The following is a 25,929-nucleotide window of genomic DNA, read 5'->3' as shown; positions in this document are numbered from 1 at the left end:
ATCAGGTTTAGGATGCTGCGATCGGAAGATAGGCAGGTGATGTATCGTTGGCATGAACCTCCGGCAGGCGGCGGACCAGCTCGGCAAGCAGGCGCGCTATCTTGCGGATCGCGAGCGTTGCCGGACGTTGGTTCGAGCGGACCAGAACCAGCATCAGTTCGAGCGGGGGACTCACGATGTCGGCGGCAGAGAGCTTGCCCGCTTCGACTTCCTCTCGAACCGCCATCCGCGTCGTGACGGTATAGCCCATGCCAGCGGCGATGAGCTGGCGCTGTGTCGCGAGCGGATCGACCTGTGGCCCATAGCTGAGCGTCACACCGGAGCGCCGCGCCGCCTGTTCGACGTGCATCCGCAGTGCGTTCGGCGGCTTGGCGAGGATGAGCGGCAGTCCCTCGACCGCCTTCATCGTCACCTGCCCGGCCGCCGTCGCCGCATCGCTCGGAGGGCCTACCAGACACATCGGCAGAGTCAGCAGCGCCTCGTCGGCGGCCGAAACCGTGCCGGGCTCACGCAACACCAGCGCGAGATCGATGCGGCCGGTCGCCACCTGCTCGGCGAGCTGCCCCCCGGTCGCTTCTGTGAGGTGCAGCGAAACCTGCGGAAACTTTTCCGCGACGCTGCGCAGGAACTCACTGGCGATTTGCACGGAAGGCAATAGGCCGACCGAGACATTACCCACCGGCACGCCCGCCTGCCCCTTGATGTCGAGCATCAACTGCTCCGATTCCTGCACCATCGCGCGCACGCGCGGCAGGATCGCCTCACCAACCTCAGTCAGCGCGACCCCCCGGCCGGTACGATAGAACAGGCTGCATCCGCATTGCGTCTCCAGCGCGTTGATATGGCGGCTGATGACTGGCTGCGGCCGGTTGAGAATCACCGCAACCTTGGACAGGCTGCCGAGCTCCGCGACCATGATGAACAGCTTCCAGCGCTCGAAATCCACGTGCGATCCCTCTCCGGCCGCAAGTGCGGCGCGATATTGTTGCTTGCGCGAATATGCGTTGCTCCGCACCGGTCGGCAAGCTGATATGCACGCAGGCTCATATCAGCTTGCGGACCGGCCCGTTAAACGGGCGCGACAGACCCGCAAGCGAGCGGGCGGCAGAGGGGAGGCAGCTTGGCAAGGCCCTTGGACTATCCGCGCTACACCCGCGTCGCCGCGGCGCTGCACTGGATCATCGCAGCGCTGATCGTTGCCAACGTGCTGATCGGGTGGACTTTTCCTCATGCCACGCACGGCCAGCGCTATGCACCCAAGCCGTTGCTGGCGCTGCATGTTTCGCTCGGATTGCTGGTGCTGCTCTTGAGCATCACGCGATTGCTGTGGCGGCTGGGCCATCGCCCACCGCCCTTCGCGGCCACGATGCCGGCATGGGAGCGCCGCCTCGCGCATGTCGGGCACGGCGCTTTTTACCTGCTGATCGTGGCAATGCCGTTCACGGGATGGCTCGTGCTGTCGGCGCACAAGGTCCAGAAAGGACAACTCAACATCTTCGGTATCATGCCGTGGCCCCACTTTCCAATCTTCCCCAGTCTGCCTGAGGCGACCGTAGATCGTCTGCACGGTCAGTTGGTGGAGACACACAGCATTCTCAGCCTCTGGCTGCTGCCGATACTGCTTGCGCTGCACGTCGCTGCAGCCGCGAAGCATCACTTCCTGGATCACGATCCCGTGCTGCTGCGGATGGTTCCGCGCTGGCGCCATAAGGAGACTCGCCGATGACAACCGTTCTTTCCCGTCGCGCGCTGCTCGCTGGTGGCGCGGCCGCCGCCGGTGGCGCTGCCACGGTCGGCCTGACGCCGACGGTCTCCGCCGAAACGGTGCCGGCCGATCCGGAGAGCGTCTGCTTCCTGCACCCCGACACGGTCGACGGCCCGTATTACGAAGACAAGCCGATCGTCCGCTCCGACATCACGGAGGGCAAGCGCGGCATCCCGCTGGAAGTGCGCGTGCGGCTGGTCGACGCCGCATGCCGACCGCTCGCCGGCGCGCGGGTGGATTGCTGGCAGGCCGATGCGCTCGGCATCTATTCGGATTTCGCCAATCAGGGCGATGCGCTTGATATCGCGACCCCGGGCAAGACCTATCTTCGAGGAACGCAGACCACCGACTCGCAAGGCCGCGTCGTGTTCCGCACCATCTATCCGGGCTGGTATCGCGGACGCACCGCCCATGTTCACTTCAAGATCTGGACCGACGGACGTACGCGCCTGACAACCCAGATGTTCTTCCCCGACGCGCTCAACGAATGGATCTACCGCAATGCGCCGGACTATGTCCGCTCGGCGAAACGCGATACGATCAACCTGACCGACTGGATCATGGCAGACGCGACCCGCGCGGCGATGGGCCGGATTCGCGAAGAGGCGGATCGCTATGTCGCAGAGATCACCTATGGCGTGAACCCGGTCGCGAGCCCCGCACCGTCCGAGAAGATGCCCTGCCCACCCGCGCCGGAAAAGTGCGTTCCCGCACCGGGTGTCCCGCCGCAGGGCGCGGAGTTGATCGCCGCATTGCTGCCCTCGCCCGACAATGCGCGTCGTCCGCGCGCGCAGAAGCCGCCGCTGCCGCCGGGCTGGAAGCCGCTCTGATTAAAAGCTGCGGCTGACGAACCAGTAGGTTCCTACGCCGACCAGCCCCGACGCCATCACATCCACTACGATCGGCCGGGGCAGTGCCAGCTTCACGCGGCGCAGCAGCACCGCGCAACCGACGATCACCGACACCACGGTGATCTGCCCGATCTCCACACCGAGATTGAAGCCGACCAGCAAACGCGCGAGTTTGGCCGCCGGAATGCGGCTCTCCAGCAGATCGGCTGCGAAGCCGAAGCCGTGGATCAGCCCGAACACCAATGTCACCACCAGCCGCAGCCGACCCGCATCGCGGACATGGCCTGACACCATGATGTAATTGGCGGTGAACAAAGCCGCCCCGAGCAAAAGTGCGACCGGCAGCGTGCCGATGCCGAAGATGCGCAATGCCGTCATCGCCAGCAACGCGCCGCCGGCGCCGAGCGCGATCGCGCCCGGTCGCTTCGCCGCAACCGCGATGTTCTCCGCGCCGATCAGCGCGATGGTGAGCGCAACGAGCGCATCGATGAATTCGGCATGGGGCCGCACCAGCCCGGTTACCGCCAGCGCCAGGGTGAGGCTGTGGCCGATCGTGAAGCCTGTCACGACGAACAGCAGATCCTTGAAGCGTCTCGAGATCAGCACCAAGCCCAGCAGGAACGACATATGGTCGATGCCAGTGAAGATATGCATGATCCCCATGCCGATATACTGGAGAAAGTCGGCATTCTCGAGTCGGTTTGCCGAGCCTCCGCCAGTGATGGCAATGCTGCGCGCTGAGGTCGTGACGAGTTGTTCAAAGAACTCTCCTTTGGCATCCTGAATTTGCGCAAAGGTGACGTGCGTCGGCACCAACTCGAAGAACGCATCGGAGCGCAGGCTCATCTCGCGGGTCGAGGGACAGTTGTAGAGAAACTCCAGCCGGTGGAAACCGCTCGCCGCGAACACTGCGCGTGGCTTCAGACCGAGCGGGCATTTCGTTGCGCCGACATACGCGCCGATGCGACGATCAAGATAGGCGATCAGCGCGCGGTCGCTCGGCTGACTGCCATCACGGGTCAGCCGCTTCGCCTCGACGTTGGAAACGGTGAAATCGAGATGCACGGTCGACCCGTCGATATTCCAACTGCTATGCGTCTCCGACCGGGTATGCGCCGAAGCCGGCGCCAACAGCCCGACCAGCATGGCGACGGTCAGCAACAGGCGCGCGATCACTGAAAGTCGCCTGCAATCTGGATGTCCGCGCGGCGTCGCAGATAGCGTTCGTTGGCGGCCTCCAGCCGCTCCGCTTTGGCCTTTTGAAAGTCGGCAAGTACCTTGTCCTGCACGTCCGCGAAAGGACGCGCGGCGGGCGGCGCGTTGCGGATCATCCGGATCAGATGAACATGACGGTTGGCGACGACGGGCGCGGAAACCTCGCCGTCGCGCAAGCCACGCGCGGCTTGGAACAACCGCGCGCCGAGATGGAGCTTCGCGGCGAACCAATATTCCTCACCATCGGCAAACTGCGTCGTGCGCGCCAGCCCTGCGGGTGTTCCGCCGGTCCGCAAGGCCGCTTGCGCGGGGATGGCGAGCGACGGGTCGAGGACGACGTAATCCTCCGCCAGCATCGTCCCCTCGGTCGCCCAACGCATGCGATTGCGGGCGTAGAAGTCGGCGAGTTCCTGCGGCGCGGGACGTGAGGCGAGGATGTCGGCGGTCGTACTCGCCTCTGTGGATGCGACGAGCGCGGCACGAACATCGATATCGTCGGTCGGGATGCCGAGCTCGAGCCCGCGCTGAACGTAGAGTTCCTCCCGGATCATCGTGTCGAGTACCGCCTTGCGTTGCGCAGGCGTCGCCCGCGCAGGCGGTATCGCGTAGAGCGCGCGGATCTGGTTGTCGAAGTCGACGCGCAGCACGGGCACTGCGTTGACGATCGCAACATCCTCGGGCGGCACGCCAGCGACGCGCGTGCCCTGCGCGGTGAACAGGCCGTAGCCCGCGACCGCCAAGCCCAGAATCGCGCCGGCGCCGCACAATATCAGCGCGCGCCGGCTGCTCTCGACGGCGAAGCGCGACAAAAGGGTATCGAGAGTCATTGCGCTTCCTTCGACGGCGCGAGCGACGCGGTATAGACGGCGACGGCGCGGATATCGGCGGCATCGAGCCGGTCGGCGAAAGCGGGGCTGACACCGGCCCGGCCGGTCGTGATCGAGCGGTGTATGGCCGCGGCATCACCACCGTAGAGCCAGATGTCGTCGCTTAGCGTCGGCGCCCCGATCGACGGATCGCCCCCCGCGTCCGAGCCGTGGCAATCATAACAACCGCCTTTCCCGGCATAGAGCGCCCGTCCCCGCGCAGCGGCGACGGCATCGCCGGCGCGACCCGTGAAGGACAGCAGAAATTGGGTGAGGTCGCTCACCTCGCTCGGGCTGAGCGGACGGATCGCCGCGTCGGTGGCGGACGGTCGCCGCGTTGCGTAGGCAGGCATCGACGCGAGGTTCCAGCCACGGGCGTTGCGGGAGCGGATGCCGTAGCGGACGATCTGCTCGATGTCTGCGACGCTCCCCTCCCCGTATAGGCGATCGCTATCCCGCAGGTCGGGAATCCCTGCGTGCGCATCTCCTGCACCCGCGCCGTGGCAGGCTGCGCAAGCGCGATCGAACACCGCCTTGCCGCGCCGCAATGCACCGGAGGACAGCGCGGCATCGCTCAAAATTGCGTCGAGATCGGCATGCAGCAACGCGGCGCGGGCGGAGTTCGCCTGCACGCGCCAGACGATGACGCCGAGCAGCACAAGTGCCGCTGCGATCATCGACGCGATTCGCAGATTGCCTCCAATCCTCGCCGCGGTTTCCGTCTGCTTCATCCCCTTGCGGTGCCGCGCTCGGTCCGTCGCTGTCCAGTTCGTTACCGTTTACCGACGTTACAGCGCGTTACAGCCGTCGCATCGCGCGAAATGGCTGCGGGGCGTCCATCCAAGCAACACGGAACAATCCCGTTTCACTGGTCCTGGCTACCGTAAATGTCTCTCATATTTCTTGTCTTCGCGAATTATCACTTGCGGGGTTTTCGCGCTCCTGCAAACGTCGTCCGCAATGAAGGCGGCCATAGCCGCGTGAGGCTAAGGAGTGGAACTGGTGGACATGCACCGACTCGTCACCGCAATCGAAGCGACTGCGGCGAGTAGCGCGATCAAGGACACCGTGTGGGTGATCCCCACCGTCCAGAGTATCCATATTCTCGCCATCGCCATCGTCATGTCGTCGGTCGCGATGCTCAACCTTCGCCTCGCCGGGTTGATCGGGCGGGAGCAATCGGTGCGGCAGATGGCGCATCACTTCTTGCCCTGGGTGTGGTGGACGCTGCCTGTGCTGCTCGTGACGGGCATTATCATGATCGTCGGCGAACCCGGCCGCGAACTGCTCAACGCCTTCTTCTGGTACAAGATGACGATGTTGCTGATCGTCGTCCTCCTGACGATCCCGCTGCACCGCGTGCTGGAGGATGCGCCGTTTCGCAGCATGTCGCCCGCGAAGCGCGAGACTGTGCGCATCGTTGCGCTCGCCTCCCTGATCCTGTGGTTCGCGATCATCTTCTGCGGTCGCTGGATCGCGTACGCCTGACGCACGCGTCACCTCACTCTCCGACATAGGAACGCCCGATGGCGCTGATCGACATCTTCACCCGGCTCGAAGCGATGCCGTTCGCCACTGCCATAGCTGAATCGACCTGGCTTTTCCCGGCGCTGGAGGTGGTGCATGTCGCCGCCATCGTGCTGGTGGTAGGATCAATCGCCATGCTCGACCTGCGGCTGCTCGGCGTTTCGCGGCGTGATTACGGCGTTCTCGAACTGGCCAAGGAAACCTTGCCATGGACGTGGATGTGCTTCCTCGTCGCGGTCGTGACCGGCTCGTTGTTGTTCAGCTCGGCAGCGACGCGGTACTGGGGGCTGTTCCCGTTTCGTGCGAAGCTGGTGTTGCTGGTTCTTGCCGGGCTGAACATGGCCGTGTTCCACCTCACCGCCTACCGCAGCGTTCACGACTGGAACCATCGCCTGCCGACACCGGCCGCCGCGCGTATCGCCGGTTGCCTGTCGCTGTGTTTCTGGGTGGGCGTCGTCTTTGCGGGGCGGTGGATCGGGTTCGTCTGAGCCTCAACGCGAAGTGGCCGCCTGCCCGTCATCCGGAAAGACTTGCGGGGTTGTCGAACGCCAGATCTTCCCGGCCTCGATCGGTGCGCTCAACAGCAGGCGTCCCGCAAGGTTCTGGTCACCCAGCGTATCGACCCGCAAGAGCGCCTCGAATGCCTTGGCACCATCCTTGTTCAGGCTGACCGCCGAAGCGCGCTGGGTCGCGTAATCCGCCGCCTGCATCACCGCCGCATCGCGCGTGCCCGCGATCACGACGATGCGGTTGTCGTTCGGCCCTGGAAATGCGGCGATATAGCCATAATCCTGCTGGGGACCGGCACCGCCCGGCGCACTCGTTGTGGCGGTATAGCTATGATGTGAGATGCGATCGATCAGCTCGTCATACGACTGCCCCACCGCAAAACGCGAACCATTGAACACTGGATTGCGCAAAGCACCAAGCCCGCTCAGATAGCCGATATAGACCACGTTGCTGATCCGCAGCATGTCCGGCGTCAGGTCCGAGGCGGGGATTACGCGCGGCATGTGCTCGCGACGCCCGGCAGTCCGTAGCACCGGCATGATGTCGCGCAGCGCGGTGGCGACGCCGATCGGGTAATACCGCAGCCCAAGATCCACATAGCGCCCGTTCAGTTCGGGATTGCGCATGACGTGTTCGTCGAGATCGTAACGCGAGTTGATGGCATATTCGCGCACCAGCCGCTTGACCTGACCGCTCGCGTCGCGCTCACCGAAGATGTAATAGTCACCGAGCACGACGACGATCGGCTTGCCCGGCGTCAGCGTCTCCGCCCAGAGATGCGATTCCCGCACTGCCTGCACGTCCTGATCGGGCTTATCCGGCCCGAGCAGCGTCCCAAAACTCACAAAACAGGCGACGGCCGACACGGCCGCACCTGCAAGCGCCGGAAGCAGCCAGCCGCGCCTCCGCGCCGGTGGAGGAACCGGCATGGGCAGCGCGTCCGGCTCGACGGCCGCCGCGCGTACCACGTCGAGCCGATATTCCCCCCTGCGCATAACGAGCCGCTCGGTCTCTTCGCCGTCGGCGAAAAACGCCTCAAGCTTCTTGCGTAGCCTGTGAACGTAAACGCGTACCGACGCGTCCTGCACGGCGTCGAATTCGCCGCCCCGTGCAAACACCGCCTCGGCCACCTCCAGTTCCTTGGGAGAGCGGCCTTCAGAGGACGTCTGAACCAGATAGTCGAACAATCGCGCCAGCGCCACCGACTTGCCAAGCGCGTTCGAAGCCCGCACCCGCGCCACCTGCCGCTCGAACGCGGCGCGATCTTCCTCAACCATCGCGCCTTCTACCGGCTTTCGCGCGACGATGTCATGTGACTTTTCGCATACCGCATCTCGCATTGACGGATGGTGGCCGGCGCGGAACATCGTCACAAAACGGGAGCGAGAGCGAAATGGCAGACGGAACGACACGCCGCGGCGCGCTGGCCGCGATCGGCAGCGCAACTGTCCTTGTGTCGTCACGCGTGCGCGCCGAACCGGCCGTTTGGCAGCCGCTGCCGCCGCCCTCGCCGCCGATGCTGCGCGAGCGGATGATCGAAGCGCCCGGCGCGCGGCTTTATGTCACCGATACCGGGGGCACAGGGCGGACGATCCTGCTCGCGCATCCCGTCACCGGCAGCGCGTTGGTGTGGGGATATCAGCAGGCGGCTTTCCACGCCGCCGGGCTGCGCGTCGTCGCCTGGTCGCGCCGCGGCCATGCGCGCACCGTCGTCACCGGCGCGGATCCGGGTGCCAACGCCGACATCCTTGCACTCGCGGCGGCGCTGCAACTCGATCGTTTTGATCTGCTCGGCTCGGCGGCCGGCGGCGGAACCGCGCTCGATTTCAGCGTCTCTCATCCCGACCGGGTCCGGAGCTTGATCGTCGCCAACAGCATCGGAACGGTCGATGACGACGCCTTTCGGAAGCGCGCTGCCGATCTCCGCCCCCAACCCTTCGACGCCCTGCCCGCAGAGGTACGCGAACTCGGTCCCTCCTACCGCGCCGCAGATCCCGAGGGCACCGCGCGCTGGGCCGCACTGGAGCGCGCGTCCCGCACCGCCCCGCTTGGGCCGCCGCCGCCCGCCACGCAAAGCTGGCAGGCGATCTCGGGCCTGCGGATGCCGGTATTGTGGCTGACCGGCGATGCGGACCTGTTCGTGCCGCCGCCGCTCCAGACCGAATTGCACCGCCGTCTGCCCGGCAGCGAAACGGCGGTCGTCGCGGGTGCGGGCCATTCCACCTATTGGGAACGGCCCGATCTCTTCAACCGCATCGTGCTCGATTTCCTCAGGCGTCACGCCTGAGCGCGACACTCACTTGCCGGTGTCCGGATCGACCAGCTTGCCGGCGAGGTGTTCGCGATCAAGGCAGATGTCCTCTTTGACGATCAACCCGTTCTGTCGCGCCAGCACGACCTTGGCGTCCCAGGGGCGCGTGAAGGTCTCGGCGTCTTCGATATGGATCGAAACCTCCATCCGGTCGGGACCGAGCGCCCGGAATCGTTCGGTCAGCCGCGCAGTGTCGCCATGCGGCAGGCCCGATCGGTCCAGCGCCACGCCGCCGTGAAGCGCCTGCACATCGACGACCAGCGTCTCACCATCCCACGATCCGGCATTCTGCCCGAAATAGATCGGCCCGATGACATCGCGCGGCGGCCCCATCTCGATCATACGAACGAGCCGGTTCCACTGATAGCCGAACAGGATGCGCGGCTGCGTCACCACGACTGAGAAGGGCGTTGCGGGATCGAGCATCAGACGCGGCTCGCCCGGCGGCTTGCATCGACGCGCGGAATCGACCTGGGGGTCACCCGACAGCCACGCCGCGCGCTTGGCAGCATAGGCTTTTGCGAGTGCGGGCTTGAGCGGGATCGGCTTGCCATCAGTCGGATGGAGCAGCCCGTCTCCCTGCGCCTTCCACGTGCCTTGCAGCCACTGGTGCGGCATACCGTCCGCGGCGTGCGCCGTAGGCGCGACGAGGATGGCGGCGAGCAGCGCCGCGTGCTTCAGCATCGTCTTTCCCCTGCTCATTTGTAGCCCACTCCGAAGGCTTCGCCGAAATCCTCGCATATGTCCTCAACATAGTGGAGGTCCGGCCGCCAGCGCAGCGTGACCTTTTCGATCGGCTGCATCGCGCCATCGGCGGCCACCTTGCTGCGTTCGATCGCGATGTTGCCATCGGGCAGTTTGGTCGCGCGCTCGACATAATGATCGGTGCCACTCTGACCGCGCGTGGCGACCTGCGTGGTGTCGATCACCAGCGTGTTGCCGTCCCAGCGCGCGATGGAATCGCCCGTAAACGACGGTTGCGCAGCCGGATCGTGACTATCGGTGAATCTGGCCCAGCGCAGAACGTGATTTTCCTCCATGAGGAACACCACCTCCATCGGATTCACGAGGATCGTCGTGGAGTAGCTCGTCAGCCCGCCGAAACCGTTGACGACACAGGCGCCGGCCCCAACATTGCTTGCGCGCGGCGCCGTCAACCCGCCCGGCGCCGCCGGCGGAGGGCCGGCGGGTTTGGGCGCGCCGCCCGGCGCACGGGCCGCCGGCGTTCGCAGGAAGTTATACATGCCGTTGAAGTCCCGCGGGTCTTTCGATGGCGGTGGCCCCGAGATGTTCTGGCGCGTCAGTTCCGATGCGTCGGGTTTGATGCGTCCGTTCGACAGACTTTCTTTGAACTGCGGCGGGGCGTCCTTCAAATCATCGTCGGTCGCGCCGGTGACCTGGGCATGAGCCGCTCCGGCCAAACCCGGAGCGACGCCTGTGATCGCCAACCCCAGTATCACGCCTAGAATCCGGCGCACATATCTTGCCTTGGCGCGATCGCTCATCGGCATCCCTCCTCTCTTTGGGTCGTTAGGCCGGTCTTCCCGCCGGCTGCACCGCACGATCGCCAGATCAGACGATGCCGAATTTCAACGTGGTCCCGTCCGCCTTCTTCACGGTGAGGAACTCGCCGCCTTTGGAGCCGTCGCGATTGGGCGCGACGAGCATCTTCAGCTTCTCGCCGGGCGTGATCGACGTCTTCTTCCAACCGTTACGCGCGAGGATCGATACGGATGGCCCTTCAAGCCGCCAATCCTCGGTGCCACCCTTGCCGTCCGGCACCACCACCGTGATCCATGTGTGCGGGTTGGCCCATTCGAACGTCTTGAGCGTCCCGCCTACGACGATGGGTTTCGAACGGTCGAACGCCGCGGCGGAATGATGCGCGTCGGCGAGGATGGGGGTTGCGAGCGCAAGAGCGGCAAGAACGCGTGCCGCAATAGAAAATCTCATGCTTCCACTCCTGGCGCGCCGCTGATCGGCGCTTCGGTTACGCCCCTCATTTCGGGGCTCTTAAGTCTCCCGAATAGCCCTATCTTCAGTATTTCAGCTAGACGGTAATTTTCTCGAACAGTCCCACAACACCGACCGATCAGTTCAGGCGATTGAATTGCTGCGTCGGCAGCGCCGCGAAATGGGTGTGCGATAGGCACTCATCCGGCGTCCGAATGCTTTCCGCTAACGCCGCAGACGGTGGCGGCGGCGAGCGCAAGGCCCGCCGCCGCGATCAGCCGCAGCATCCGCTACTTGGCCGGCGCTGTCGTGCCATAAGCGTGCGCGGGGTCGAAATGGCAGTAGGGCTCAGGAATGTACGGGCCGACCGGAGCCGATTTGCCGTCATAATGCCAAACGTCGGACGGCAGCACATAACCCGGCCGCGCCGACATCGGGTTCGCGCCTGCACGCACCGTATCACGACCGGTCACGCCAGCGATCATGGGCTGTTGCGGCTTGTTGGCCAGGTCGCGCGCGGTCTGGGTGATGGGTGTGTTGAACTTGGTGTTGAACACCGGATAGATCCGCAGGTGCCAGATCTTCCACTTGCCGTCCTCGCGTACGAAATCCATCGCATATTTGATCCACAGCCAGCTCCCGACGTCGTCGGGGCCGTTGATGCTGGGGCCGAAACTGTCCCACACACCCTTGGCCGTCTTGCCATCACCGGCGATTTCGATGACCGGCGAAAACATCGAATGCATATGGAGGATGCCGGGACGACGATCTTCGTCCGGGTCGGCGAAGCGCGCCTTCATGGCGTCGATCCCGACCGGGCCGCCGGGAGTCTGCCAGCTGACGCCTGGCGTCTTCATCGCGAACAACTCTTCCAGAGTTCCCTCGCCGCGCAGTGTTCCGAGATGACCGTAGCGACCGGCGAGGTTGGCAATCTCATTGAGCGCAATCACCTTCTCAGCGGCGGGGAGCGTCGAGCATTGCTCTGAAGCGGCGGCGGCGGGTGCCGAGCCGAAGGCGGCGGTGGTGATTGCCAGCAGCGCCGTGGCCATTGCAGCGACTCGTCTTTTCATGTGCGATCTCCTCTCCTGCGGCCCAGCGGGCCGTCTCGCAGGCGATGCATAGCGCAGGCGCGTCGTTGCGAAACGCTCAACGGCGCAACCGCCAACGAGCCCTGAGATGCCAACAATCTCGCTATTACAATCGCTTAAAGAATCTCGGCGACCGTTCTTCCGGAAATCGCATAGCTGATTAACCGTCGGGTGTTGGGTTCGATCGCTCTAACACACGCACAAACAGCAGGAGGATGCGATGCGGCGGTTCACAACACATACACTCGTTCTCGCAGGCGCAGCGCTGCTCGGGGCGGTTGGCGTACGCGCGGCACAAAACGCTGCCCCGCCGCCTACAGGGCCAGGCCTGCCTCCTGAGTTTCGCGCGTATCTTCCGAGCAGCGGTGTTCATCCAGGCGTGACGATCACTCCACCAGCCGCCGGATCGTCCCGTGATGCCTATGACCGCGCCGTGTTTCGCGACACGCGCGGACTTGCCCACACACCGCGCTGGGCGCTGGCTCAAGCCGATGCGGGAAAGGGTATCCTGAAGGCTTTCAGTTGCGCAGCCGGCGTGACGCTCGGCGCCGACACCGTCCCCGCGCTGGTGAGCCTTCTGTCGCGCTACCGGACGGATATGATCGCGGTGACCAAGCTACCGGCCGCTCACGCGTCGCAACGCCCATACTCACGTGACGCCGGGCCGACCTGCATCGCCGACAAGCCATTGACGATGGCCTCAGGTTCGCCGTCGCTTCAGTCCGGCTGGGGCTGGACGGTGGCGATGATCCTGACGGAAGCGCTTCCTACCCGCGCCGATGCGCTGGCCCGACGCGCGCGTGCGTATGGCGAGAGCGCTGCGGTATGCGGGTTCGCCACCCCGAGCGAGGTGAGCAGCGGACGCGATCTCGCCGGCTCACTCTATGCACGGATGCGTGCTCAACCGGATTTCGCAAGCGATCTCGCCAAGGCGCGCGCGCAGATCGCCGCACTCGCCGGCGGCCCGGCCCCGCAGGGCTGTGCCGCCGAGGAAGCGCTACTGACTCCGCCGTACTGATCCGGTCCGACGTCAGAACATACCATTGGCGTTCTTGGAGGTTGCCGGGTCGGCGACCTCCTGGATCACATCCCAATGCTCGACGATGCGGCCGTTGGCGATCCGAAAGAACTCCGCAATGGCCGTGCCGCGTTGGCCGGGTTCGCGCACTTCATGGACATGCGCAGCGACGATGTCGCCATCGGCTACAATCCGTCGCACGTCGACGTGCATCTGCGGGAACTTGGCGACGAGCCGGGTCAGGCCCGCAGTCCCGGCCTCCGATCCGGAGGGCACGTTGGGGTTATGCTGGATGTAATCCGGCCCGACATATTTCTGAAAGCCTTCGGCGACCTGATGGCGGTTGAACACCGTATCGAGGAAGCCTGAAACGACGCGGGCGTTCGCATCCTCCTGCGCGGTGCGCTTCGCCCAGGCGGGGCTCCCCATCGTCACCGCGAGCAGCCCCGCCACGCTCATTTCCACCAAGATCCGCATGTGCAACTCCCGTTTTGCAAGGAGTGTAAACGTGCTGCCGACGAGGACGGCCGGCAAGCCATCGGGTTCATCGTCTATCAGCTACCTGTTATTCTTCGACGCGACAAAATCTTCGCGGTAACCCTGCCCGTCAACGTGGCGCCTGACCACGCAAACGGTTGCCGTAACGGTTCGCTCACCGCCGACGACCATCACAGGGGAGAGAACATGCGTTCGCATACCATTTTGCTGATGAGCACCACCGCCGCACTCACGATGCTGTTGCCCGCCGCGGCTGCCGCCCAGGACACTGCGCCGACGACCGCCGCGACTTCCGGAGCTAACGCCACCCCCGCCGAACAGGGCGATCAGCCGGACGTTGTCGTGACAGGATCGCGTCTTTCCAACCCGAATTTCACAGCGCCCACGCCAGTGACGACGCTGAATGCCGAGGCGATCGCTCAGCGCGCGCCGACGCAGATCTCCGATGTCGTCAACGAGCTGCCTGCGTTCCGCACCAGCCGGTCAGCCGCCGGCAGCGGCCGCGTGGCGGATCAGCAATCGGGCGTACAGTCGCTGATCGACCTGCGCGGCCTGGGCGACACCCGCACCTTGGTGCTGGTTAACGGCCATCGTCATGTTGGCACCGTCGCGTCCGGTTCGTTCGACACCAATATGATCCCGGTCGGGCTCGTCGAGCGTGTCGAAGTGGTCACGGGCGGCGCTTCGGCGGCCTATGGCTCGGATGCGGTAGCCGGGGTAACCAACTTCATCCTCAAGGATCATCTCACCGGCATTCATATCAGCACACAGACCGGCATCACCGATCGCGGCGACGGTGCGCAATATACGATCAACGCGGCAGGCGGCATGAGCTTTGGCGGCGGCCGTGGACACATCATCGCCGGGCTCGACTGGGCGCGTAGCGAGGGTGTCGGCAACATCTACACGCGCGACAGCAGCGAACCTGGCCTGCTCAGCGTTTCGGCCGCACAGCGCGTCGCGCTCGGCCTGCCGGCGCAGACGTTCGCAAGCGGCGTCGAACTCGCCAACGTGACCCCCGGCGGTCTCATCACCACGCGAACCACCACCGGTCAGCTCTATTCCTTCGACGCGAGCGGTAATCCTTCGGTCTTCAATCAGGGCACGGTTTTCGGCAGCGGCACGACGGCGGTGATGACCGGCAGCACCGCAAATCAGGGTTATAACCCCAATTCCTTCTTTCCCCTGCAAAACAGCACTTCGCGCATCGTCGGCTATGGGCGTGCGGAATTCGCGCTGAGCGACGCCATCACGGTCTATGGCGAAGCGAATTATGCGCATACCAACCTGCCGCCGCAGCTTACCGCCAATTATGCGACCAGCTTCCTCGTGCCACGCAGCAGCCTGCCCGCGTCGCTGCAAGGGCTTTACACCGGGACCAATGTTTCGGTTGGCCGGTTGATGACAGAGAACGGCGGTGGCAACATTACCTATCAGAATCTTGACATGCACAGCTATGTCGGCGGGATCAAGGGCGACTTCGGGAAGTTCAAAGCTGAGGTCTATTACCAGCACGGCTGGACGCATCAGGATTTCAACACCTCGGGTCTCGTTACTTCCGCGCTGTACAAGGCGGTTTACGGGTGTAACGGAACGACGACCAACCCGAACCTCAACGCGCTGCTGATCTCGCAGCTCAACCTCTACGAAGCGACCACGGGCAAGTCTTGCGTTGCGTTCAATCCGTTCGGCGTGAACACCAATCAGGCGGCGCTCAACTACATCTACAACACGCAGCACCAGGACACGGTGATCAGCCAGGACGTCGTTTCGGGCAGCATCTCAGGTTCGCCTTTCTCGTTGTGGGCGGGTGACGTGTCGCTCGCGCTCGGCGCTGAGTGGCGGCAGGACAAGCTGCGCGTGGTCAGCGACGTACTGGGCAATTCGAGCGTTTACTCGCTCGGCAACTTCACGACGTTCGGCGGCAAGAACACCGTGAAAGAGGGCTTCGTCGAAGTCGGCGTGCCGTTGCTGAAGGACATGTCCTTTACCAAGGCGCTCGATCTCAATGCTGCCGTGCGCCGCACCGATTATGCGATCAGTGGCGCGGTGACGACCTGGAAGGTCGGCGGCGTGTGGGAGCCCGTCTCCGGGCTTCGGTTCCGCGCCACCCGTTCGCGTGACATTCGCGCACCGAACCTGAACGAGTTGTATTTCATCGGCGGCGCGCTGCCGACATCGACGACCAACAACATCCCCGGCACCTTCGGTTACGGCGTTACGGGTACAACCAACATCTTCGCCAGTGGAAACCCGAATCTCGTGCCGGAAAAGGCCGACACCTTCACCGGCGGCGGCTCGCTTCAGTTCGATCACGGCGGGCTGCGTGGCTTCCGCGTTGCGGTGGATTATTACAACATCAAGATCAACGGCGCGATTGCCCGTCCCAACTCCGCGCAGACCCAGAGCATCTGTGCAACGCTGATCGCAGGCGGCGCGACGACGTGCCCGGGCGTCGTCTTCAACACGGTGGCGGGCGGCAACGGCATCACCTCGGCGGGCAATCTGTCGGTCAACCTCAACGCGCTCAAATCAGAGGGCATCGACTTCGAGGCGGGATATCGCCTCCCTAATTTCGGCCTGCCCGGCCGTCTCGAAATACATGGCCTTGCCAACTATGCCATGCACTTGCAGCAATTCCTTACGTTGATCCGTCCGCAGCCCTTCGAAACGGCCGGTACGGCGCAGGGTGTGCCACGCTGGACGTACAATGTTACGGTCAGTTACGAGCAGGGCCTGTCGGGTCTGGAGGTACAGCTCCGCGGCTTCAGCGGCGTGAAGTATGACGTGCTTACTGCCTATACGCTGGCGGGTGGCAGCACCAACGGCGCACAAGTGGTCGATCCGACGGATTCGGGGTATCTCAATACAAACGCAAACTCGATCTCGCAAAATCGCTTTCCCGGCGCGCTTTATACAAATCTGTCTGGGCACCTTGGCGTGACGAAGCAGTTCCAACTGTTTGGCGTTGTCAACAATCTCTTCAACGTGAAGCCGCCGACCTACGCGCTGATCGCGATTACAAACGGTACGCGCAACCTGAACTACGATCTGATCGGGCGTTCGTACAAGATCGGCGTCCGCCTAAACTTCTGACGTTTAAGCGAGAGCATGCCTCGATCGGCCGGAGCATCTGCGGATGGTCCGGCCGCTCTGTACGCGTGTTACAGGCGTTACAGCTACCGTTCGTCACTTTTCCGAAGCCCATCTTGCGCTCTACCCCTCGCTGACGAGCCGTACGCCGACACGGCCGCCAGTGAGAGGAACTCCCCCTGTTATCGATCCTGCTGCTGACCGTGCTGGCCAGCGATCCGACTTCGTTGCGTGATCCGTCCGCCCCGGCTCCGGCCGAAACGCCGCCCCCCGCCGACCAGACGGAGGTCATCGTGTTCGGTCGCGGTGCCGCGCGCATCGGCACGGCTGGTGCGGCTAGCGAAGGCACGATCGGCGGCGCGGACCTGCTGGTCCGTCCGCTGCTTCGCACCGCAGAACTGCTCGAAGCGATTCCCGGCATGATCGCCGCGCAACATTCAGGTAGCGGCAAGGCAAATCAGTATTTCCTGCGCGGCTTCAACCTCGATCATGGGTCTGACTTCACCACCTATCTCGATGGCGTGCAGCTCAACCTGCGCACTCACGGACATGGTCAGGGCTACCTCGATCTCAACGGCGTAATCCCCGAGGTGATCGACCGTGAGGATTTCAACAAAGGGCCATATCGTGCCGCCGGCGGCGATTTCGCGCTGGCGGGCGCATCGTACATGCAAACGGTCGACCGCTTCGATACCGCCTGGGCGTCGATTGAGGGCGGCTCCTATGGATGGCGGCGACTAGCGGCCGGCGGAACGATATCCCGGCTCGGCGCGGGCGACCTGACACTCGTCGGCGAGACCAAATCATATGACGGACCGTGGCAGCAGCCCGAGCGGCTGCGGCATTTTTCCGGGTTCGCCAAATACATAACGTCGCTCGCCGGCGATCGGCTGGCACTTTCGCTTCAAGCCTATCAGGCGACTTGGCGGCCGACCGAGCAGATCCCCGAACGCATCATCGGTACGCCGGGCTGCACCGATGTCTTCTGCTCGCCCGATCCAAGCGCGCGCGGCCGCACCGATCGCCTCATCGCCACGGCGGCGCTGACCGGCGACAGCTTCAAAAGCACTGTGTCGGCGCAATACTATGATTGGCGTATGTCGTCCAATCCGACCTACGCCAATGCCGATGGCAGCAGCGCGCAGATCACGCAGTTCGATCGTCGCTGGGTGCTGGAGCTTTCGGCCGAAAAGCGCTGGGAGGTAACACCCGCCTTATCTTTCACGCTCGGAACGCAAGACCGCTGGGACGGCATACCGCGCGTCGGCGTCTATCACACCGACGCGAACCGCTTCGTCCAGTCGCTCGGCGCATACCGCGTCAGCGAGGGATCGGGCGGAGTTTATGGCGAGGCGACGTGGAAACCGCTGAACGGCGTCCGCGTGATCGGCGGCCTGCGTGGCGACGTGTACCGCTATACGGTACGCGCCCGCGATGCCGAGGCGGCCGCGCTAGGCCAGGGCAGCGGTAGCGACGCGATCGTCTCTCCCAAGCTCGCGCTGGCATGGCAGATCGCATCATTCGCCGAACTCTACGCCAATTGGGGCCGTGGCTTCCATTCGAACGACGTGCGCGGCGCGGTGAGCGCCACTCCGGTGCCCGTGCTGGTGCCCGGCACGGGGCGGGAACTCGGCGCACGGTTTCAGCGTGGTGGACTGACGGTGACGGCGACCTATTGGTGGCTCGATCTCGACAGCGAATTGCGCTTTTCAGGAGACTCCAACGCGGTCGAGCCGAGCGGAGCGAGCCGCCGCCACGGTGTCGAACTGGTCGCGTTCTGGCGCCCCGTCACATGGCTAGCGCTGGACGCCAACTATACTGCGAGTCACGCCCGCTACGACAATGGCGATCACGTCCCGAATGCTTTCGAAAATGCTGCATCGGTAGGCATCTCCGCAGTGCGCGGCAGTTGGGAGGCGAGTGTCAGAGTGCGACACCTGGGTCCTTACCCTCTGATCGAGGATAACAGCGTGCGAGACAGGGGCAGCACGGTGATCAACCTGCGTGCCGGGTGGAAGCACCGCCATATCGACGTCTTCGCCGAGTTGCTCAACGTCGCCAACAGCCGTGACAAAGACGTCGCCTACTTTTACGAATCGTATGTACCAGGCTACGACACGGCGCCGACCGACGGGCGGCTGAGCCGCGTTGTCGAGCCTCGCACGGTACGGATCGGCGCCAAATATCACTTCCAGTGAGCGGTGCTGCTCAATTCGATGCGAACGGATTGCTGTTGAGCGACTGGATGGTGGCGACGATCTTGTCCGCCTCGGCCGGTGTCACCTGATGCTGGGGCGGCATGATCGCGGTGCCCCAGCGCCCCTTGCTGCCATTGAGGATACTTTGCTTGAGCTGCGCCGCTCCGGCTGCGCCGTCTCCCGCATGAACCTGGGCTATATCGTGCATCGCCGGTCCAACCCGCGCGTAGCTCGCGCCGTGGCACAGCGCGCAACCGTGCGCAACGAGTTGGCGATCCATCTCCAGATTAGGATCGCGATCCTGCCGATCGAACGGCTGACCGGCTCCGGTCAGGGGATGCGCAAGTGTCAGCGCAGCCACGCCCAGCATCGCGGCCGCAAACCCCACGGCCAGCATCTTGCGCATATCGCCGCCCTCCATCCTCTTCCTCTCCGGTCCCGCCTACGGCGCACCGTCAGCGTCCAGCTAAGCGAAATCGGGCTTACAGTCCACATAATTAGCGCTATAGAGAATATAAAGGCAGAAGGGATTGAGGATGACGAAGGAAAGCAGCGTCGGGCGCCGGACCGTTCTGAAGACGCTCGCCACCACCGGGCTGGTCGTATCGACAAGCCAGTTGCTGGTCGCCTGCAACGGCATGGGCGAGGCGCTGAGCGAGAAGACGAAGTTCGCGCTCAACGAGGCGATTGACGGCCGGGTTTACTGGAAAGGCGACGAGGCCTACGAGGCGGCGCGCGGCTCGACATGTTACCGCATGAACAAGCCGAAGCGCTATCCGCAGGTCATCGTTCAGCCGCTCAACGATGCCGACATCGTGACGGCGGTCAAGTTCGCCAAGGAACACGACCTGAAGGTGACCACGCGCTCAGGCGGGCATAGTTGGTCCTCCGCGCACATCCGCGACGACTGCGTCTTGATCGACATGGCCCGCATGCAGGAGATCAAGATCGATCCTGCCACACAGACCTTATGGGTCAGCCCCAGCATGATCGGGTCGGTCATCAATCGCGAGCTCGACGCACACGATCTGGTGGTGCCGACAGCGCACCACCCCTCGCCCGGGATCGGGGGTTTTTGCATGAACGGTGGGTTCGGCTGGAACTCGCGGCTATGGGGTAACGGCGCACGGCACGTGCTCGCCATCGATGTCGTAAATGCCGACGGCGAGTTGATCCGCGCCGACCGCCACCAGAATAGTGATTTCTGGTGGGCAGCGCGGGGCGGCGGCGCCGGCTTTTTCGGCGTGATCGTGCGGATGCAGTTGCAGGCGCATCCCAAGCCGAAGGTCTGGAAGGCGACGGCTTACGGCTTTGACGATGCTGAAGCCGTCTTCGACGATCTGATGGCCTGGGCGTGCGACCTCGTTCCGAAGATCCCGCCCTATCTCGAATTCATCATGTCCACGACCGCCAACAGCCGTGACACGGGCGAACCGTGCAAAACGCGGATATCGATGGCGGCGCTTGCGCTGACCGATGATGAGAAGCTTGCCGATGCGGCGCTCGACCTTCTCGAAACCTGCCCTGTGAAAGACAAGGCAAACTTCAAAGTCGTCAAGGTGCCGACAACCCTTGAGGAACGCTATCAGAGCGGCTTCAAGGCCGACCCCGCCGGCATGCGCTTCGCCGCCGATAATTTCTACACCGACGCACCAACCGAGAAGCTGGTCCCGCGCCTGCGCAAGGTCTTCCTCGATCTGCCGACGCCCCACACCCACACCTTCTGGTTCGCCTGGGGACCGGTAAAGCCTTTCCCCACCGACATGGCGCTGTCGATGCAGGGGCCGATCTATGTCGGTACCTATACCTTATGGACAGACCCCGCGCAGGACGCCGCGATGGAAGCGTGGCCACCGGCCCGTATGAAGGAGCTGGATGACATTTCGCTTGGCGGGCAACTCAACGACGAGAACATGCTGCACCATCCGCAGCGGTACTTCTCGCCGGAAGCCTGGCGTAAATACGAACAGCTCCGCCGCAAACACGATCCACAAGGTCGCTTCGAAGGGTTCCTCGGCAAGGCTATGCCAGCGTAAGCGGCGGCGCTGGGATCAGGCCGGCACCGCGCTACGCTCACGCAACGCCCACAGCAGCCGCCCGAGCAGGCCACACACGGCGATCGCGATCGCCATTGGCCAGGCGGTGCCGTCCTGAAACAGCGCGACGAGGCTCGACGATACGAAGCCTGCGCCGAACTGCAAAACCCCCAGGAGCGACGAGGCGCTACCCGCATGATCGGGCACGCTCGACACCGCGGCCGCGGCACTGTTGGGCAGGATAAAGCCAAGCATCGCAGTACCGCATAGCAAAGCCGCGAAGATCGCCCCCGGCCCGAACGGTACGGCTGCAAGCAGCGCCAGTCCCGCAAACCCGTGTATGCTCAGCGTCCAACGCAGGATGCGGTCGGGCGGGTAGCGACGCAACAACCAGCGGTTGCCTTGACCGCCCATGATCATCGCGAGAACGATCGTGCTGAACAAGATTGCATAAGCCGGCTTGCCGAGCGCGAAGTGCGTGAGGAACACCAGCGACGATCCCGTGATGAAGGCGAACAGGGCACCAGCAGCCGCACCGGTCGTCAGTGCCGCCAGCGTGAAGCGCCGGTGTCCCAACAGGCCCGCGAAGACGCGCAGCACCGAGGCCGGCCCGATCCGCCGGTTACGTCGCTCTGGCGACAGCGTTTCGGGAAGCGTCATCAACACCGCAAGGAACGCCACCACGCCTAGCGCCAGCAGCAACAAGAAGATGGCGCGCCACCCGGCCAGCAGGATGATGCCGACACCCAAAGACGGAGCGACGATCGGCGCGCCCATACCAACCATCGACAATGTCGAAAACGCGCGGGCAATGTCGCCATCGCGATAGGTATCCCGGAGGATCGCGCGGCTGAGGATGACCCCGCACGACCCGCCCAGCGCCTGAACCGCGCGGAATGCGAGAAAGCTGTGAATATCCTGCGCAAGCACGGTGCCAAGGCTGGCGATGCAGAACAGGCCGGTGCCTGCGAGCAGAAGCGGACGCCTGCCGAACCGATCGCTGAGCGGACCATAGATCAATTGCCCGCCCGCGAGCCCGAAGAGAAAAACCGACAATGTCGCGGCGATGCCGGGCTGATCGGTATGAAGCGCGCGTTGCATCTCCGGAAAAGCTGAAAGATACATGTCAGTCGCAAACGGGCCGAACGAGGTCAGCAGTAGGAGTATCGCAATCATACGCCCCGGCGTAGTCGCTGCGTTCAAGACGATCATGGCAAGCTCCCCACAGGCGACGACGATAGCGTCTGAAGCCATGTGGGACATCACTATGCGGCGTATCTCACCTATACATCGCCCACACGTGCGGATGGTGGACGGCAAGGGCTGCTGCCGTCGTTCCATTGGTCGATGCGCATGCGTTCACCGGTTGCGATACGAGCAACACTGGTCGACATTGAAACGAATAGGCGTGGTAACGAGCGTCCGGACTACAAGCGCATTCGGGCTCAAGCTTGCGGTCCTCAGGCGTGATCGGGTCTGATCGTCGCAGTACAGGCTGGCGCCGCGCGTGCTGCCGTCACACCCGCTCGACCGCGAGCGCAAGGCCGATACCTACCCCTATGCACAACGTCGCAAGCCCGTAACGGCCTCCCGTCTTTTCGAGTTGATGCACCACTGTCATCGCCAGCCGGGCACCCGACATGCCAAGTGGATGACCGAGCGCGATGGCGCCGCCATTGGCATTAACATGATCCGCATCGTCCTCGAGCCCTAGGGCACGCACCACCGCGAGCGACTGGCTGGCGAACGCCTCGTTGAGTTCGATTGCGTCGAAATCTTGAATTGACAGGCCAAGCTTCGCCAACAGCTTCCGCGTAGCAGGCACCGGGCCGATCCCCATAACGCGCGGCGGAACCCCGGCCGAGGCCATACCGAGGATCCGCGCGCGCGGCCTCAGTCCCTGTGCCTGCGCGGCCGAGGCGCTGGCGATCAGCATGGCGGCGGCGCCGTCGTTGATCCCCGAGGCGTTGCCGGCCGTTACCGTGCCGTTGGCACCGAACAGCGGCTTGAGCGCGGCGAGGCTTTCGACGGTGGTATCCGCGCGCGGATGTTCATCGACCGCTACCTCCAGGCTGTCGCCGCGCCGCTTGCCCGGTACGGTCACCGTCACGATTTCTTCGGCAAAATAGCCGTTGCGCTGGGCTACGGCCGTGCGCTGCTGACTGCGAGCCGCGAAGGCATCCTGATCGGCGCGGGTGATGCCGAAATCCTCGGCGACATTTTCACCCGTGCGCGGCATCGTCTCCGCCCCGTATGCAGCGTCGAGCGCCGGGTTCACGAACCGCCAGCCCATCGTGGTGTCTTCCAGCTGCTGCGCCCGCCCGAAAGCCGTATCTGCCTTGCCCATCACGAACGGTGCGCGGGTCATGCTCTCGACACCGCCCGCAATCGCCAGCGCCATCTCGTCCGTACGGATCGCACGGGCCGCAGCTCCGACCGCCTCCAGTCCGGAGGCGCACAGCCGGTTGACCGTAACGCCGGGCACCTCCGGTGGCAGGCCGGCGAGCAACAGACTCATACGCGCGACGTTGCGATTGTCCTCACCCGCCTGATTGGCGCAACCGTAGAACACTTCGTCGATTGCCGCCGGGTTCAGCCCCGGCGCGCGTGCCAGCAACGCCTTCATCGGCACCGCGCCGAGATCGTCTGCGCGGACTTTCGCCAGCGCGCCGCCGTAGCGACCAATCGGCGTTCGTGCTGCGTCGCAGATATAGGCGTCCGTCATGCCTGCCCTTCCTTGGCTTCGGACAGCGGTAGGCCGGTCCGATCGCGCAAGCGCTCGATCGTCAACCCGTCGATCAGTTCGCGGGCGAGGACGCCGTTCTCGCCAATGTCAAAGATGGCAACATCGCTATAGATCCGCGACACACAGCGCAGACCCGTGAGCGGATAGGAGCAGGCTTCCACCAGCTTGCTCTCGCCAGCCTTGGTGAACAGGTCCATCATCACGAACGTCTGCCGCGCGCCAATGGCAAGGTCCATCGCGCCGCCGACCGCCGGGATCGCGTCGGCCGCGCCGGTATGCCAGTTGGCGAGATCGCCTTGTACCGAAACCTGGAACGCGCCCAGCACACAGATGTCGAGATGGCCGCCGCGCATCATCGCGAAGCTGTCGGCGTGATGGAAAAAGCTCCCGCCCGGCAACAAGGTAACCGGCTGTTTGCCGGCATTGATAAGCTCCGGATCTTCCTCCCCGGGCGCGGGCGCCGGCCCCATGCCGAGGAGGCCGTTCTCGCTTTGCAGGAAGATCTCGCGATCGGTAGGCAGGAAGTTGGCGACCATGGTCGGCAGACCGATGCCGAGATTGACATAGGCGCCTTCGGGAATGTCCTGCGCGACCCGTCGCGCCATTTGCTCACGGCTCAGGCGGTTCATCATGGCTCCTCTCAGGCCGCAGCTTGCACGGCCGCAGCCGCTGGAGGCGTGACCGCAACGACGCGCTGTACGAAAATGCCGGGCGTGACGATCGCCTCCGGATCGAGTTCGCCAAGCGGGATGATCCGGGCCACTTGCGCGATGGTACAGGTCGCCGCCATCGCCATGATCGGGCCAAAGTTCCGCGCGGTCTTACGGTAAACGAGATTTCCCCAGCGATCGCCGGCATAGGCCTTGATGAGCGCGACGTCGGCGTGGATCGGATATTCGAGCACGTAATCCTTCCCATCGATCCGCCGCGTTTCCTTCCCCTCCGCGAGTAAAGTGCCGAAGCCGGTCGGCGTGAAGATCGCACCGAGTCCGGCGCCCGCCGCCTGAATACGCGCGGCGAGATTGCCCTGCGGCACCAGTTCCAGTTCGATCTCACCAGCGCGGTAGCGTGCGTCGAAATGATGCGAGTCCGCCTGGCGCGGAAACGAGCAGATGATCTTGCGGACTTGTCCGGCGGCGATCAGAGCGGCCAGACCGGTGTCGCCATTGCCGGCGTTGTTGTTGATGATCGTCAGGTCCTTGGCGCCACGCGCGATCAGGGCATCGATCAACTCGTCGGGCATTCCGGCCGTCCCGAAACCGCCGATCATCACTGATGCACCGTCGCGGATATCGGCAATCGCATCCTTGGGCGTCGCGACGCTTTTGTCGATCATTCTGCGCCTCCATCCTTATCGGAGCTTGCCGCTCCGTTGGGCCGGCACAAACATGCACGGGTAACGGAGGTCAAAGGATACCGGGTATACGCTTGCACGCTCGCAACCAGCCTAACGCAGCCCAGCTTCGCGTTGCGCCCGGATACGATCACCCGAGAGTCGCGAACCAATCGGCTGGTACGTGCGCGCCCAGAGATTGCGCATGTCCGGCCCATGATTGAGACGGGGGACGATCTGGTGGAACGCGGCGGTGACCTTTGCGAAGTCGGACGTCTCGACCGCGAAGAGCGCGATATGGGCCTGTCCCTTGGCGTCGGGAATCATCTGAACCGGGTTGAGGTGGCCGAGTACATACCCTCGAAAGCCCGGCACCTTCAGCATTTCGGGACCGTGCGTGTGAGTGTACCACGATTCAAGCCGCTTGGCTTCGCCCGGCGCCGGATCAGCCAGGACGATATGGAGGAAAGACCTGCTATCACGCATCTCGCGCGGCCAGTGCGATTTCGCGGTGACGCGGTAAGTGATGTTCATGCCGCCGCTATGGGCGATCGCCTGGCTCATGCGCGTCTGCCCATTTCCGGCGCGGCGGTTGACCTCTCGAAAGACGCGCTCGAGATCGTCGGTGACGATCGTGTAAACGACCAGATACTGGGGGGCTAACCCGGAAGCTGCGTTGATTTGCGTGCCGTTCAGCCGATAGCGTTGCGCGCTGACGAAGCCCGGAATGGACACGACGTCGGGCGCATGCTCGGTGTCGTACCAGCGATTGTATTCGGCTTCCTGCCCGGGCGCGGGATTGCTGAACACCAACGCGACATAGGTTTGGCGCACGGCCGCATACACCGGCGAAGCTGGAAGCCCGAAGATCCACAACAAACACGCGACCATCAAACGCTGCACAGGCCGATCCACTTCGTT

The 25,929-nt window shown here is 64.0% G+C and carries 25 protein-coding genes; 9 read left to right on the top strand and 16 right to left on the bottom strand.

The window, feature by feature from the left end; translation table 11 throughout:
- Nucleotides 1-7 precede the first annotated feature (7 nt).
- Nucleotides 8-946, bottom strand: a complete 939-nt coding sequence (locus AC3ANX_RS02190; protein ID WP_488335403.1) for a LysR family transcriptional regulator — start codon at nucleotides 944-946, stop codon at nucleotides 8-10.
- A gap of 186 nt (nucleotides 947-1,132) precedes the next feature.
- Here AC3ANX_RS02190 and AC3ANX_RS02185 point away from each other — a divergent pair, with 186 nt between their 5' ends.
- Both AC3ANX_RS02185 and AC3ANX_RS02180 read left to right on the top strand, forming a co-directional pair.
- Nucleotides 1,133-1,726, top strand: coding sequence for a cytochrome b (locus AC3ANX_RS02185; RefSeq protein ID WP_488335402.1), 594 nt, complete (start codon nucleotides 1,133-1,135; stop codon nucleotides 1,724-1,726).
- Entirely contained in the window at nucleotides 1,723-2,595 is an 873-nt protein-coding gene (locus tag AC3ANX_RS02180; protein WP_488335401.1) for a dioxygenase family protein, read from the top strand. Before AC3ANX_RS02185 ends, AC3ANX_RS02180 begins: the two co-directional genes overlap by 4 nt.
- Here AC3ANX_RS02180 and AC3ANX_RS02175 read toward each other — a convergent pair whose 3' ends face one another.
- Genes AC3ANX_RS02175 through AC3ANX_RS02165 form a run of 3 tightly spaced genes read right to left on the bottom strand, consistent with a single transcriptional unit; the run spans nucleotide 2,596 to nucleotide 5,428 of the window.
- Nucleotides 2,596-3,792, bottom strand: a complete 1,197-nt coding sequence (locus AC3ANX_RS02175) for a HupE/UreJ family protein (protein WP_488335400.1) — start codon at nucleotides 3,790-3,792, stop codon at nucleotides 2,596-2,598. It lies immediately after the preceding gene.
- Complete coding sequence (locus AC3ANX_RS02170; RefSeq protein WP_488335399.1) at nucleotides 3,789-4,658, bottom strand: peptidylprolyl isomerase; 870 nt, start codon at nucleotides 4,656-4,658, stop codon at nucleotides 3,789-3,791. The genes AC3ANX_RS02175 and AC3ANX_RS02170 overlap by 4 nt, the downstream gene beginning before the upstream one ends.
- Complete coding sequence (locus tag AC3ANX_RS02165) at nucleotides 4,655-5,428, bottom strand: c-type cytochrome (RefSeq protein ID WP_488335398.1); 774 nt, start codon at nucleotides 5,426-5,428, stop codon at nucleotides 4,655-4,657. The genes AC3ANX_RS02170 and AC3ANX_RS02165 overlap by 4 nt, the downstream gene beginning before the upstream one ends.
- 277 nt (nucleotides 5,429-5,705) lie before the next feature.
- On the opposite strand from AC3ANX_RS02165, the gene AC3ANX_RS02160 reads away from it, so the two are divergent.
- Nucleotides 5,706-6,185, top strand: coding sequence for a DUF6644 family protein (locus AC3ANX_RS02160; RefSeq protein ID WP_488336864.1), 480 nt, complete (start codon nucleotides 5,706-5,708; stop codon nucleotides 6,183-6,185).
- Between the two features lie 38 nt (nucleotides 6,186-6,223).
- Complete coding sequence (locus AC3ANX_RS02155; RefSeq protein WP_488335397.1) at nucleotides 6,224-6,712, top strand: DUF6644 family protein; 489 nt, start codon at nucleotides 6,224-6,226, stop codon at nucleotides 6,710-6,712.
- Nucleotides 6,713-6,715: 3 nt separating this feature from the next.
- On the opposite strand, the gene AC3ANX_RS02150 is transcribed toward AC3ANX_RS02155, so the two are convergent.
- Nucleotides 6,716-8,107 carry a helix-turn-helix domain-containing protein gene (locus AC3ANX_RS02150; protein WP_488335396.1) on the bottom strand — a complete coding sequence of 464 codons (1,392 nt, stop codon included), beginning with the start codon at nucleotides 8,105-8,107 and terminating at the stop codon, nucleotides 6,716-6,718.
- 20 nt (nucleotides 8,108-8,127) lie between these two features.
- Here AC3ANX_RS02150 and AC3ANX_RS02145 point away from each other — a divergent pair, with 20 nt between their 5' ends.
- The gene (locus tag AC3ANX_RS02145) at nucleotides 8,128-9,021 is read left to right on the top strand and encodes an alpha/beta fold hydrolase (protein ID WP_488335395.1); all 894 of its coding nucleotides are present in this window, start codon (nucleotides 8,128-8,130) and stop codon (nucleotides 9,019-9,021) included.
- A gap of 9 nt (nucleotides 9,022-9,030) precedes the next feature.
- Here the strand turns inward: AC3ANX_RS02145 and AC3ANX_RS02140 are convergent, their stop codons facing one another.
- The 4 genes from AC3ANX_RS02140 to AC3ANX_RS02125 all read right to left on the bottom strand — a co-directional run bounded on the left by AC3ANX_RS02140 (nucleotide 9,031) and on the right by AC3ANX_RS02125 (nucleotide 12,047).
- Nucleotides 9,031-9,729, bottom strand: a complete 699-nt coding sequence (locus tag AC3ANX_RS02140; protein WP_488335394.1) for a hypothetical protein — start codon at nucleotides 9,727-9,729, stop codon at nucleotides 9,031-9,033.
- A gap of 14 nt (nucleotides 9,730-9,743) precedes the next feature.
- A complete protein-coding gene (locus tag AC3ANX_RS02135; RefSeq protein ID WP_488335393.1) occupies nucleotides 9,744-10,550 on the bottom strand; it encodes a hypothetical protein in 807 nt (268 codons plus the stop codon).
- A 67-nt stretch (nucleotides 10,551-10,617) separates the two neighbouring features.
- A complete protein-coding gene (locus AC3ANX_RS02130) occupies nucleotides 10,618-10,998 on the bottom strand; it encodes a DUF6152 family protein (RefSeq protein ID WP_488335392.1) in 381 nt (126 codons plus the stop codon).
- A gap of 290 nt (nucleotides 10,999-11,288) precedes the next feature.
- Nucleotides 11,289-12,047: a nuclear transport factor 2 family protein gene (locus tag AC3ANX_RS02125; protein ID WP_488335391.1), complete on the bottom strand. Its 759-nt coding sequence runs from the start codon at nucleotides 12,045-12,047 to the stop codon at nucleotides 11,289-11,291.
- Between the two features lie 418 nt (nucleotides 12,048-12,465).
- Here AC3ANX_RS02125 and AC3ANX_RS02120 point away from each other — a divergent pair, with 418 nt between their 5' ends.
- A complete protein-coding gene (locus AC3ANX_RS02120; RefSeq protein ID WP_488335390.1) occupies nucleotides 12,466-13,104 on the top strand; it encodes a phosphatase PAP2 family protein in 639 nt (212 codons plus the stop codon).
- Between the two features lie 12 nt (nucleotides 13,105-13,116).
- On the opposite strand, the gene AC3ANX_RS02115 is transcribed toward AC3ANX_RS02120, so the two are convergent.
- Nucleotides 13,117-13,581 (bottom strand): nuclear transport factor 2 family protein, encoded by a 465-nt coding sequence (locus AC3ANX_RS02115; protein ID WP_488335389.1) that lies wholly within the window; start codon nucleotides 13,579-13,581, stop codon nucleotides 13,117-13,119.
- Between the two features lie 207 nt (nucleotides 13,582-13,788).
- Between AC3ANX_RS02115 and AC3ANX_RS02110 the strand changes: the two genes are divergently transcribed.
- Both AC3ANX_RS02110 and AC3ANX_RS02105 read left to right on the top strand, forming a co-directional pair.
- The gene (locus AC3ANX_RS02110; protein WP_488335388.1) at nucleotides 13,789-16,698 is read left to right on the top strand and encodes a TonB-dependent receptor domain-containing protein; all 2,910 of its coding nucleotides are present in this window, start codon (nucleotides 13,789-13,791) and stop codon (nucleotides 16,696-16,698) included.
- Between the two features lie 224 nt (nucleotides 16,699-16,922).
- A complete protein-coding gene (locus AC3ANX_RS02105) occupies nucleotides 16,923-18,893 on the top strand; it encodes a TonB-dependent receptor (protein WP_488335387.1) in 1,971 nt (656 codons plus the stop codon).
- A gap of 10 nt (nucleotides 18,894-18,903) precedes the next feature.
- Here AC3ANX_RS02105 and AC3ANX_RS02100 read toward each other — a convergent pair whose 3' ends face one another.
- Nucleotides 18,904-19,299: a c-type cytochrome gene (locus tag AC3ANX_RS02100; RefSeq protein WP_488335386.1), complete on the bottom strand. Its 396-nt coding sequence runs from the start codon at nucleotides 19,297-19,299 to the stop codon at nucleotides 18,904-18,906.
- Between the two features lie 130 nt (nucleotides 19,300-19,429).
- Here AC3ANX_RS02100 and AC3ANX_RS02095 point away from each other — a divergent pair, with 130 nt between their 5' ends.
- Nucleotides 19,430-20,929 (top strand): FAD-binding oxidoreductase, encoded by a 1,500-nt coding sequence (locus AC3ANX_RS02095; protein ID WP_488335385.1) that lies wholly within the window; start codon nucleotides 19,430-19,432, stop codon nucleotides 20,927-20,929.
- Between the two features lie 15 nt (nucleotides 20,930-20,944).
- On the opposite strand, the gene AC3ANX_RS02090 is transcribed toward AC3ANX_RS02095, so the two are convergent.
- From AC3ANX_RS02090 to AC3ANX_RS02070, 5 genes are all read right to left on the bottom strand, one after another.
- Nucleotides 20,945-22,141 carry a multidrug effflux MFS transporter gene (locus AC3ANX_RS02090; RefSeq protein ID WP_488335384.1) on the bottom strand — a complete coding sequence of 399 codons (1,197 nt, stop codon included), beginning with the start codon at nucleotides 22,139-22,141 and terminating at the stop codon, nucleotides 20,945-20,947.
- Between the two features lie 304 nt (nucleotides 22,142-22,445).
- Nucleotides 22,446-23,654 (bottom strand): 3-oxoadipyl-CoA thiolase, encoded by a 1,209-nt coding sequence (gene pcaF, locus AC3ANX_RS02085; RefSeq protein WP_488335383.1) that lies wholly within the window; start codon nucleotides 23,652-23,654, stop codon nucleotides 22,446-22,448.
- Nucleotides 23,651-24,304, bottom strand: a complete 654-nt coding sequence (locus AC3ANX_RS02080; RefSeq protein WP_488336863.1) for a 3-oxoacid CoA-transferase subunit B — start codon at nucleotides 24,302-24,304, stop codon at nucleotides 23,651-23,653. The genes pcaF and AC3ANX_RS02080 overlap by 4 nt, the downstream gene beginning before the upstream one ends.
- 11 nt (nucleotides 24,305-24,315) lie before the next feature.
- On the bottom strand, nucleotides 24,316-25,011 hold the full coding sequence (locus tag AC3ANX_RS02075; RefSeq protein WP_488335382.1) for a 3-oxoacid CoA-transferase subunit A: 696 nt from the start codon (nucleotides 25,009-25,011) through the stop codon (nucleotides 24,316-24,318).
- Between the two features lie 111 nt (nucleotides 25,012-25,122).
- Nucleotides 25,123-25,911 (bottom strand): hypothetical protein, encoded by a 789-nt coding sequence (locus AC3ANX_RS02070; RefSeq protein WP_488335381.1) that lies wholly within the window; start codon nucleotides 25,909-25,911, stop codon nucleotides 25,123-25,125.
- Nucleotides 25,912-25,929: the final 18 nt, after the last annotated feature.

This window comes from Sphingomonas sp. BRN-1R (genome assembly GCF_057748035.1).
Note: the sequence above shows the minus strand (reverse complement) of the source record. Positions and strands in the feature narration are given on the sequence as shown.

What these genes read in the sequence shown, in the direction of transcription:
- AC3ANX_RS02080 (WP_488336863.1), bottom strand. Translation starts at nt 24,304, where the DNA reads ATGAACCGCCTGAGCCGTGAGCAAATGGCGCGACGGGTCGCGCAGGAC.
- AC3ANX_RS02110 (WP_488335388.1), top strand. Translation starts at nt 13,789, where the DNA reads ATGCGTTCGCATACCATTTTGCTGATGAGCACCACCGCCGCACTCACG.
- AC3ANX_RS02160 (WP_488336864.1), top strand. Translation starts at nt 5,706, where the DNA reads ATGCACCGACTCGTCACCGCAATCGAAGCGACTGCGGCGAGTAGCGCG.
- AC3ANX_RS02165 (WP_488335398.1), bottom strand. Translation starts at nt 5,428, where the DNA reads ATGAAGCAGACGGAAACCGCGGCGAGGATTGGAGGCAATCTGCGAATC.
- AC3ANX_RS02130 (WP_488335392.1), bottom strand. Translation starts at nt 10,998, where the DNA reads ATGAGATTTTCTATTGCGGCACGCGTTCTTGCCGCTCTTGCGCTCGCA.
- AC3ANX_RS02095 (WP_488335385.1), top strand. Translation starts at nt 19,430, where the DNA reads ATGACGAAGGAAAGCAGCGTCGGGCGCCGGACCGTTCTGAAGACGCTC.
- AC3ANX_RS02125 (WP_488335391.1), bottom strand. Translation starts at nt 12,047, where the DNA reads ATGGCCACGGCGCTGCTGGCAATCACCACCGCCGCCTTCGGCTCGGCA.
- AC3ANX_RS02180 (WP_488335401.1), top strand. Translation starts at nt 1,723, where the DNA reads ATGACAACCGTTCTTTCCCGTCGCGCGCTGCTCGCTGGTGGCGCGGCC.
- AC3ANX_RS02115 (WP_488335389.1), bottom strand. Translation starts at nt 13,581, where the DNA reads ATGCGGATCTTGGTGGAAATGAGCGTGGCGGGGCTGCTCGCGGTGACG.
- AC3ANX_RS02090 (WP_488335384.1), bottom strand. Translation starts at nt 22,141, where the DNA reads ATGATCGTCTTGAACGCAGCGACTACGCCGGGGCGTATGATTGCGATA.
- AC3ANX_RS02100 (WP_488335386.1), bottom strand. Translation starts at nt 19,299, where the DNA reads ATGCGCAAGATGCTGGCCGTGGGGTTTGCGGCCGCGATGCTGGGCGTG.
- AC3ANX_RS02155 (WP_488335397.1), top strand. Translation starts at nt 6,224, where the DNA reads ATGGCGCTGATCGACATCTTCACCCGGCTCGAAGCGATGCCGTTCGCC.
- pcaF (WP_488335383.1), bottom strand. Translation starts at nt 23,654, where the DNA reads ATGACGGACGCCTATATCTGCGACGCAGCACGAACGCCGATTGGTCGC.
- AC3ANX_RS02145 (WP_488335395.1), top strand. Translation starts at nt 8,128, where the DNA reads ATGGCAGACGGAACGACACGCCGCGGCGCGCTGGCCGCGATCGGCAGC.
- AC3ANX_RS02170 (WP_488335399.1), bottom strand. Translation starts at nt 4,658, where the DNA reads ATGACTCTCGATACCCTTTTGTCGCGCTTCGCCGTCGAGAGCAGCCGG.
- AC3ANX_RS02075 (WP_488335382.1), bottom strand. Translation starts at nt 25,011, where the DNA reads ATGATCGACAAAAGCGTCGCGACGCCCAAGGATGCGATTGCCGATATC.
- AC3ANX_RS02135 (WP_488335393.1), bottom strand. Translation starts at nt 10,550, where the DNA reads ATGAGCGATCGCGCCAAGGCAAGATATGTGCGCCGGATTCTAGGCGTG.
- AC3ANX_RS02140 (WP_488335394.1), bottom strand. Translation starts at nt 9,729, where the DNA reads ATGCTGAAGCACGCGGCGCTGCTCGCCGCCATCCTCGTCGCGCCTACG.